The sequence below is a fragment of the Paragemmobacter kunshanensis genome (assembly GCF_011059185.1).
Taxonomy (GTDB): Bacteria; Pseudomonadota; Alphaproteobacteria; order Rhodobacterales; family Rhodobacteraceae; genus Paragemmobacter; species Paragemmobacter kunshanensis.
In genome coordinates this window covers 1-8,781 of the sequence record NZ_JAALFE010000048.1, presented here as the reverse complement: position 1 = coordinate 8,781, position 8,781 = coordinate 1, and the positions used below count along the sequence as shown (strand labels likewise).

Here is an 8,781-nt window from a genome sequence, read left to right as displayed (position 1 = left end):
GCCGTCAACGCCATGATTTATATGCGAAATATCACGATTACGACAGCGAAATCAGCGACTTACTTGGAGAATGTGGGATACACATCTCCCGCTGAGGAGTTGTATAAAGAAATTTCGGGCTTGGAGGAGGTTTTTGTAACTTGCTTTACAAGCAAATACATCGTCTTTGAGAAGATGCCAGCCTCTATGATATTCTCAAATGCTGTGATTGTTGTTGGAAGTGATGAATGGAGTATTTTTGGATCACTTCAAAGTCAGTTCCATGAAATATGGGTACAGGCTACGAGTTCCACATTGGAGACACGGCAGCGATACGCCCTCTCAGACTGCTTCTACACCTTTCCATTCCCTGCAGACAGAACCGGTATCGCCGCCGCAAGCGAAGCCTATTACCGTGAGCGACGCAGGGCGATGCAGGAAAGGGAGTTCGGACTCACAAAGCTGATGAACGACTTCCATTGCCCATCACATAGCGATCCACAGATTATCGCGCTGCGTGACGCGTACATTGCGATGAACAGGTCAGTTTCAGTGGCATACGGTTGGAACGACCTGGATATTGAATTCGATTTCCTGGAGACAGGAAATGGGAACAGCGAAAATGAGACGCGCTTCACTTTGCGCCCTAAACTGCGCGAGGAAATACTTCGCAGGCTGTCTGAATTAAACAGGTCCCGCAGCAACGAGGAAGCCAACCAAATTCCCACTGCGAAGGCCACCGCTTCAGTTAGGGCCGCTCGCGCTCGATCAGCGATCAACGTAAGCCAAATCGAGCTGAGCTTCGACGCCCCTTCGCGGAACAGGCCTGGGTCGACAGCCAGTGTGGGCTCCGCAGCGGACAAGATCGTTTCTTACCTCAAGTGGCGTCGTTCATGGCTGAGCAAGTCAGAAATCCTTGCCTATGTCGACATCCCGGATGGCCAATGGAATGCCGCGATCAATGATCTGTTGGCGCGCGGCACCGTCGAACGTCAAGGCGAACGCCGCGGCGCCCGATACCGCATGTCTGAGAGTGATTGAAAATGACCGAGTTGATCGAACAATCCGCCCCTCAGTATTCGTCTTGGATCATCCGCGGCGAGCCTGCCTCTACCAGATATGCACTTCGGATCGAACTCGGCCCAACCGACGAAACCGCCGTTTCTTCTGGTGACTGGGCTGTTGTCGTAGGGTCCGACGATGCGGTGCAAAGCGTCGGACGCATTCTGCGCGTCCGATCGGATGCCGGCGGCAGGACCATCTATTTCGACCAGGCTCTGGCCGTTGATCCGGCAGTTGCCGTGGCCGCACTCGGCCTGACTACGCCGAGCGCGCCGGCGACACGGTTGCCATGGGGTGATTTCCTTCGCGTCCTTCCCTCGCTCGGCGCTGCTTCTCCCGATGCGGTGCCGCTGATTCAGGACGTGACCTACGTTCGCGATCTTCTCGAGCTTTCTGTGCGCGATGACCTGCTCGGCCCCGCGGAAGGGCCGCACGAGTTGATCAAGGACATGAGCGTCCGCGATCGTTACCTCGTCGGCAAGTTGGCGCCCCGACGCCAGGGAGACGATCAGACCGCTCAGGTGGAACCGGCTTCCGCCGCCGATGAGGCCGGCGACCTCGAGGAAGAACGGACCGCCTCGCTGCACGAGCCGGGCGCAGAATTCCCGAGTGCCACCGGCCGGGTGGAGCCCGAAGACGACGCGCTCGACGAGATCGACACCACGAACAACCAGTCACTGGTGCCTTCGAGCATGGGGCTGACGTTCTGCGTTGCGCCCGATGTTCAGAGTTTGTCAGTGGATGCCCGTTGGGGCCGTTATGAGCGCGTCCCGAATGATGAGCATGACATCACCAAGACCCGGCGCAATCGCCAGACCGGCCGAGAGGAAGAGGTGAAGGTCAGGGTCTGGCGCCGCATCCCTTGTGGCGGTGTCGTCTCGCTGCCGCTCGTCGACGGTCAGATCAAACCTTCCACTCCCGACGCCGACCAACCGGATGTCCGCCTGCAGGGCACGGTTCGGACGAATGCCAAGGGCGAACGCCTCGTCACTCTGTTCCTCGTAAACGGACAGCTGGAGCCCGACGACAACAAGGATCGCGCATGGCTATTTCAGCCGGAGATCACCGTCGAGGCCCTCGAAGATCACGGTGACAGGTCGGTCTTTCGGCGTCGCCCCTCTAACGAAGTGGTGGTCGACGATCCGGAACGTGACCGTCTCGCCCTCATCTATCGCAACCGGCTCGAGTTCGCGGTCGGACACGGAGTGTCCGTTCACGCTGATACGACGCCCGAGGAGCCGACGAAGGCCCATCGCGTCAGAACCGAGATCATCCCGCGCTACGAAGTCGCCGTCACCGAAACGCCCGGCCTCGATCCCAGGGATCGACCAGCCATGCGGCGCATGGTCGACGAGGGCTGGCTCGACATGACGCGGCTGGCGGAGATGGCGCCGGACGCGCTGCGGGAGGCCCTTTCGTGCCTCGTCGACGATTACGCCGTTTGGATCGGTGAGCAGAAGGCCCGGCTAGGATCGGAGATCACCGGCTTCGACGATCCGGGCAAGGACGTCATCGAGCGCTGCGAGGAGATCCTGCGACGCCTCCAAGAGGGCATGGGCACGCTCTTCGCCGATCCGAAAGCGCTGGAGGCATTCCGCTTCGCCAACCGGTCCATGGCCATGCAGCGTGTCCGAAGCATCTACGCTCTGAAGCGCAGACGGAACGAAGCCGTCGACGTGACCACTTTGGACGTGCCGAAGAACAGATCGTGGCGCCCGTTCCAGCTCGCGTTCCTGCTCCTGTCGATCCCGTCGCTCGCCGACCCGACACACCCGGACCGGACAAGGCCGGTCGAGGCGTTCGCCGATCTCCTCTGGTTCCCGACGGGTGGTGGCAAGACCGAGGCCTATCTCGGTGTAGCAGCCTTCGCCATGGCCATGCGCCGATTGAAGGATGATCTCGGCGGTCTCGACGCATCACGTGGTCTCGCCGTCATCATGCGGTACACGCTGCGACTGCTGACTCTGCAGCAGTTCCAGAGGGCGACGACGCTGCTCTGCGCGATGGAGGTCATCCGTCGTGCAGACGACAAGACCTGGGGCAAGGAACCATTTACGCTCGGTCTCTGGGTCGGCAATCGCGTGACACCGGGCACGACAGACGCGTCTCACCAGGCTGTCGAAGCCATTCGAAACAACGACCGCAACAAGGCGGGCATCGCTTCGCCTGCACAACTGACCAGCTGCCCTTGGTGCGGGTCGGAGATCTCCGGAGGCCGCGACATCGAGGTCGACAGGATCGCCGGCCGAACGCTGATCCACTGCGGCGACAAGCTGGGCGGCTGCGATTTCTCGAAGGCGAAATCCACTGGGCTGCCTCACCCGGGGCTTCCCGTGAAAGTCGTCGACGAGGAAATCTATCACCGCCCGCCGACGATGATGATCGCGACCGTGGACAAGTTCGCGATGATGGCCTGGCGCCCCGAGGTCCGGAACCTCTTCGGCCGCGTCGAGCAAGAATGCGGACGCCATGGCTTGCTCTGGCCGAGCCACGATTGTGGCACCGGGCACCGAGCGAGGGGGGCATATCCGGCCGCCAGTGTGAAGCCGGTCCGCGCAATCCGACCACCAGATCTGATCATCCAGGACGAGTTCCACCTCATCAGCGGTCCGCTGGGCACCATGGTGGGTCTCTACGAAACGGCCGTCGACGAGCTGAGCAGCTGGGCACTGGGCGAAAAAAAGGTTCGCCCCAAGGTCGTCGCGTCCACCGCGACCGTGCGGCGGGCTGATGATCAAGTCCGTAATGTTTTCATGCGCCGTATCTCGGTGTTCCCGCCTTCGGGCCTGGACGTCGAAGACAATTTCTTCTCGGTCCAGAGACCCATCCGCGAGAAACCCGGCCGACGGTACATGGGTATCTGCGCACCCGGGAGCTCTCGTCCCGCAGTGCTGATCAGAACCTACACGGCGTTCCTGACCGCCGCTCAGGCGCTATTCGATCGGTTTGGCCCGGTGGCCGACCCCTATATGACACTCGTCGGCTACTTCAATTCGCTGAGAGAGCTCGGCGGGATGAAGCGTTTGGCGGAAGACGACGTCCAAACGCGTTCCTTCCGTGTCGATATGAGCCTAGTGGACCGACCTGGACTCGCGCAGCGGCGGGTCGAGGAAATCAGCGAACTGACGTCTCGCGTCTCCAGTCAGGACATTCCTCGATACCTTGATCAGCTCGAGGTGCCATTCGAGGGGGCGTTCGATCCGGCGCAGGGCAAATGGCTCACCAACAGAAAGCCAGGGGAGGCCCGGCCGATTGATGCCGTTCTTGCCACGAACATGCTGTCGGTCGGTGTCGACGTGAATCGCCTCGGTGTCATGGTCGTAAACGGCCAACCGAAGGGAACGGCCGAGTACATCCAGGCGACCAGCCGTGTGGGCCGAACGCCGCCAGGACTGGTGGCCACTGTGCTGACCTGGGCGCGGCCTCGGGACTTGTCGCATTACGAGACCTTTGAGCATTACCACGCGACCTTCTATCAGCACGTCGAAGCTCAATCCGTCACCCCGTTCTCACCGCGGGCGTTGGACCGAGGGCTCACCGGCGCGATGCTGTCCATCATGCGTCACACCTACGATCCCTTCGCGGCAAATGACGGCGCTGGTGCCATGAACAGTCCGAGCCGAAAAGAGATGTTGGATACGATCGGCGCCGTTGCCGCTCGCACCTGGGAAGTCACCGAAGACTCGGGGAAGAAGACCCTGACCGAAGCCGAGATGAAGAGCCGCGCTGACGATTGGGCCAATGAAGCGGGTGTTGGCGGCCGTGCGCTCGTATACCAAAGGCATGGCGCGGGCCCGACCGCCTATCCACTGCTCTCAGCGCCGGGCATCAAGCCTTGGACCGACTGGACCGTCCCGATGTCCATGCGCGAGGTCGAGCCGGGTGTGCGGCTCGTGATGGAAGATGATCGATCAACCAGCGATCCGACTTGGCGACCGCGGATGACGCAGCCCGAGGGGGATCAGCAATGAGCAAGACACCCGTAGGCGAAATCCGACCAAGCCAGTTGCTCTGGACCTATGGTCCAGGAGCATTGATCGACCTCCCGAACATGTCGGTGGTAACGATGGGGATCGATCGCTGGGAAAAAGATCGGTGTCAGCCGATACAAGAGGCACGCCTGCTCGCAAATGTCCGCAGCGTGCTCGGTCCGCAGGTCGAGTCATTGCGGATGCCACCCATCGGAGAGAGGGACGTAGTAGACCCCTTTTCTGCGGCAGCGCTGATTGGCGTGCCGGTAAAGCCGTTCCCAAGATGGCTGCGCTGCGTCAAATGCGGTCTGCTGTCACCCTACGACGCAGGATTGTTCAGGCTGAAAGAGAACAGGTACCGCCCCGAGCTGACGCGCTTCGTCCATGAGGGCTGTCGAGGATCGAATAGCGATCAACGGCCCAGAGATGCCGATGCGGTTCCGGCCCGCTTCCTTATGGCGTGTCGTGCTGGCCATCTCGATGATTTTGCATGGCACTGGTTCGTTCATGGTGGGCCTAGCACATGCCGAGCAACGTTGAGATTCTTCGAGAGCGGCGCTTCGCTCCAAACCGAGAACCTGTGGGTCAAGTGTGACGGCTGCGGCGCATCGAAGAATATGGCGCAAGCGTTTGGTCAAGCCGGTCGAGAAAATCTACCGCGGTGCCGCGGAAGACATCCGCACATCGACAAGTTCGAAGACGATTGCACCGAAGATCCCCGAGCCATCCTTCTAGGTGCGACAAATGGCTGGTTCCCCGTCACCTTGTCGGTCCTCGCCATACCGCAAACAGGGAGCCCCTTGGCGCAACTGGTTGCAGACGGCTGGACGTTCTTCGAAGACGTTAGCTCTGCCGCCGAAGTCGCGTTCGTCGTCAAGACCCTCAAGAAGACTGCTCAACTGCCCGGAATCGAACAGTTCACTGAAGAGCAGATTTGGATTGCCATCGAAAACCATCGCCACGGCGGATCAGTAGTCGAGCAAAGCGATCTGAAGGGACCGGAGTGGGATGTCCTGACAGCCGACACTCCCCCCACTGACTATCCTTACTTTATGAGCAAGAAGGTCGGCACACCGTCTGGCTTCGGTTCGGCGATCACACGCGTCTTATTGCTGGAGCGCCTTCGTGAGGTGAACGCGCTACTGGGGTTCACAAGGATAGAATCGCCGGACGAGGGCACCGGAGACGACGCCGCCCCAAGGGCTCCATTAGGACGCGGCGTGCCGAGTTGGGTGCCGGCTACTCAAGTTCACGGCGAAGGTATCTTCATCCGTTTCGACGCCGATGCTTTGAAGACTTGGGCAGACAAGGATCCCGTGAAAGCGCTTGATGTCCGGCTCAGACAAGGGCACCGGGGATGGCGCCAAAAGCGAAACCTCGACCCGAACGAAGGTTATCCGGGCGTCCGCTATGTAATGCTGCACACCCTCGCGCACATGCTTATCCGAGAGCTTGCGCTTGAGTGCGGCTATAATGCTGCGAGCATTCGCGAGCGGATATATGCGGATATCGACGACGGCAGGGATCAAGCCGGATTTCTCATCTACACGGCTGCCGCAGACTCCGATGGCACGCTCGGGGGACTGGTAGAGCTTGGTAAGCCCGACAGTCTCGGCCGCCTTCTACGACAAGCGCTGGACCGCGCCCACATCTGCGCCTCCGATCCCCTCTGCGCAGAACATGATCCGAGTAAGGATCAATCGCTTCACGGCGCCGCGTGTCACGCTTGTTCGTTTGTCTCGGAAACGTCGTGTGAGAGGGGAAATCGCCATCTCGATCGCTCCCTTGTCGTGCCCACGCTGGAACACCCAGATGCAGCATTCTTTGGGACAATCTGATGGAAACGGTGCTGATCGCGGCCACGGATCTCGTCGCCCTGTTGTCTCCATCGAGGATCGAAGCACTCGCTGATCGTGTCCGCGGCTCGCTGTCGGCCCAGGGAAATGGACACCTGCACCAGCTTGTGACTACGCCAGCTGCTCGCGCAACGCTCGATCGTCTGATCGCCGCGTGGAGCCAGACAGAAATATCAGGTGATGTGTTGTCCGGTATTTTGGTCGGCGCGGCATACGCCCGCGAAAAGGCGCAGCGTGAAAGCAGTGTCGAACTCGTCTGGACGGGTCCGACGACTCCCTTCGTCGCCACCCGCCGCACAGAGCAGGTTCTTCTTGATCTCATCCATCGCGCACAGAGTGACCTCTTTCTTGTCAGCTTCGTCGCATACGATGTCTCGTCGGTTGTCGACGCATTGAATGCCTCTGCTGCTCGCGGCATCGAAGTCCGGATTCTGCTGGAGGCCTCAGCGAGCCAAGGTGGAAGCTTGTCCGTCGACCCTGTCGCCACGATGCGGAGGTGTGTGCCTTTGGCAGACCTGTATGTCTGGACGGATCGGCCTGAACCGTTCATCGAAGGAAAGGTTCACGCGAAAGTGGCTGTTGCCGACGGCAATTCAGCCTTTTTGACCAGCGCTAACCTGACTGGGCACGCGCTGGAGAAGAATATGGAGGCTGGCGTAGTAATCAGTTGTGGCCATGTCCCGGCAGCTCTGCACGCCCATCTTCATGCTCTAATCGAGACCAAGGTAATCCGAAAAATCTAGTATCACACTTGGCAACTTCGCGCCTGGTCGCGCAGCACGGTATAGTCCGCCAGCATGCGGACGATGACGGCACCGTCCGGCAAAGCCTCTACCTCGTCGGCCGCCCGCGCCTGATCGGCGGCGCTGTACTCAACCACCGGCGGGCATGGCACACTTTTCTCAGAACCGACCATCCCGCAGCCGGTCAGCCAGAGCATCACGATTAGGAGGGCGGCGGGCGGCGGCATCGAGCATCTCGCGGTGGATGGCATCGTTTCTCTCTCGGGCATCAAGGCGCTCGGCCGCGCGCTCGGCGCGTTCGCCCGTGCGGCGCAGGTTCATCAGGAACAGCAGGATCGCTGCGGCGGTGAGGATCAGGCCCAACGCCCTGCGCGCCGGGCCGTGGGTGAGGAGCCAGCCGATCACCGCTGACCCTGATTCCAGTCGTCGATCCGGGCGTGAATCGTGACGGCGATACCGATCAGAGCGATGGCGATTAGCACCCAGCGCAGGGTATCGAGGTAGGGCAACAGCGGCTGGATCGTGGACTGCGTTTCGGCGAGGACATCTTGCAGCACCTCCACCCCGGCCGCGCCAACGGTCGCTGCACCTGCCGCACCGCCACCGCGCAGCGTGCGGCTTTCCGACAGGACTTCGCGCGCAGGCGGAAGTTCCGGCGCGAAGGGCACGGGCCGTGCTGTGAAGGGATCGCCCCAGGACCGGGCGGGCCCGAGGTCGATGTGCATGAATCCGGAGCGGGGGTAATAGCCGAATCCGAGGAACCCGACCGCCCTTGCCGCCGCCTCGAAGGCCACCGGATCGTGGTTCGCCATGGCGATGTCGAAGGCCATGCCCTGCATGTGCTTCGAGGCCGGGGCCCCACCGACGGCGCGGTTGTGTTCCGGGCTGCGATAGGCGGAGCGGATGATCAGCGGCTTGCCCAGCCGGTCGCGCAGGGCCTGCAGCTTGTCCATCGCCTCGGTGTTGATCCTGATCGAGCCAGTGCCGCGGCAGGCGATCTCTGCGGGTGAAAAGCTCGCCCAGCGCCACGCCGTCTCGGGAACGTCGCGCCAGGTGGGGAAAGACAGGGTGGGCATGGGGAATCCTCCAAATGGAAAAACCCGCCTTGGGGGCGGGCGAGGTGGTGGTTTTGATGATGAAATCGGCAGCGCCTCCCGGTCAGGGCGCGCT

7 protein-coding genes are annotated in these 8,781 nt (G+C 61.1%); 4 read left to right on the top strand and 3 right to left on the bottom strand.

The genetic code is table 11. The features are described from left to right. The 4 genes from G5V65_RS21000 to drmC form a co-directional block, all read left to right on the top strand. On the top strand, positions 1 to 1,020 hold a 1,020-nt coding region (locus tag G5V65_RS21000), incomplete at its 5' end, for a type IIL restriction-modification enzyme MmeI (RefSeq protein ID WP_343162881.1). 2 nt (positions 1,021 to 1,022) lie between these two features. Continuing rightward, positions 1,023 to 5,012, top strand: coding sequence for a DISARM system helicase DrmA (gene drmA / locus G5V65_RS20995; RefSeq protein WP_165054408.1), 3,990 nt, complete (start codon positions 1,023 to 1,025; stop codon positions 5,010 to 5,012). Continuing rightward, positions 5,009 to 6,850 carry a DUF1998 domain-containing protein gene (gene drmB / locus G5V65_RS20990; protein ID WP_165054405.1) on the top strand — a complete coding sequence of 614 codons (1,842 nt, stop codon included), beginning with the start codon at positions 5,009 to 5,011 and terminating at the stop codon, positions 6,848 to 6,850. Before drmA ends, drmB begins: the two co-directional genes overlap by 4 nt. Next, complete coding sequence (gene drmC / locus G5V65_RS20985; protein WP_165054402.1) at positions 6,850 to 7,611, top strand: DISARM system phospholipase D-like protein DrmC; 762 nt, start codon at positions 6,850 to 6,852, stop codon at positions 7,609 to 7,611. The genes drmB and drmC overlap by 1 nt, the downstream gene beginning before the upstream one ends. Before the next feature lie 2 nt (positions 7,612 to 7,613). Here drmC and G5V65_RS22880 read toward each other — a convergent pair whose 3' ends face one another. Genes G5V65_RS22880 through G5V65_RS20970 form a run of 3 tightly spaced genes read right to left on the bottom strand, consistent with a single transcriptional unit; the run spans position 7,614 to position 8,687 of the window. Further along, on the bottom strand, positions 7,614 to 7,748 hold the full coding sequence (locus G5V65_RS22880; RefSeq protein ID WP_343162880.1) for a hypothetical protein: 135 nt from the start codon (positions 7,746 to 7,748) through the stop codon (positions 7,614 to 7,616). 22 nt (positions 7,749 to 7,770) lie between these two features. Beyond that, the gene (locus tag G5V65_RS20975; protein ID WP_394352265.1) at positions 7,771 to 8,016 is read right to left on the bottom strand and encodes a hypothetical protein; all 246 of its coding nucleotides are present in this window, start codon (positions 8,014 to 8,016) and stop codon (positions 7,771 to 7,773) included. Further along, positions 8,013 to 8,687, bottom strand: a complete 675-nt coding sequence (locus G5V65_RS20970; protein WP_165054397.1) for a YcbK family protein — start codon at positions 8,685 to 8,687, stop codon at positions 8,013 to 8,015. The genes G5V65_RS20975 and G5V65_RS20970 overlap by 4 nt, the downstream gene beginning before the upstream one ends. Between the last annotated feature and the right edge of the window lie 94 nt (positions 8,688 to 8,781).

Bases quoted from the DNA above. Each gene is read 5' to 3' on its own strand.
- drmA (WP_165054408.1), top strand. From the start codon at position 1,023: ATGACCGAGTTGATCGAACAATCCGCCCCTCAGTATTCGTCTTGGATC.
- drmB (WP_165054405.1), top strand. From the start codon at position 5,009: ATGAGCAAGACACCCGTAGGCGAAATCCGACCAAGCCAGTTGCTCTGG.
- drmC (WP_165054402.1), top strand. From the start codon at position 6,850: ATGGAAACGGTGCTGATCGCGGCCACGGATCTCGTCGCCCTGTTGTCT.
- G5V65_RS20970 (WP_165054397.1), bottom strand. From the start codon at position 8,687: ATGCCCACCCTGTCTTTCCCCACCTGGCGCGACGTTCCCGAGACGGCG.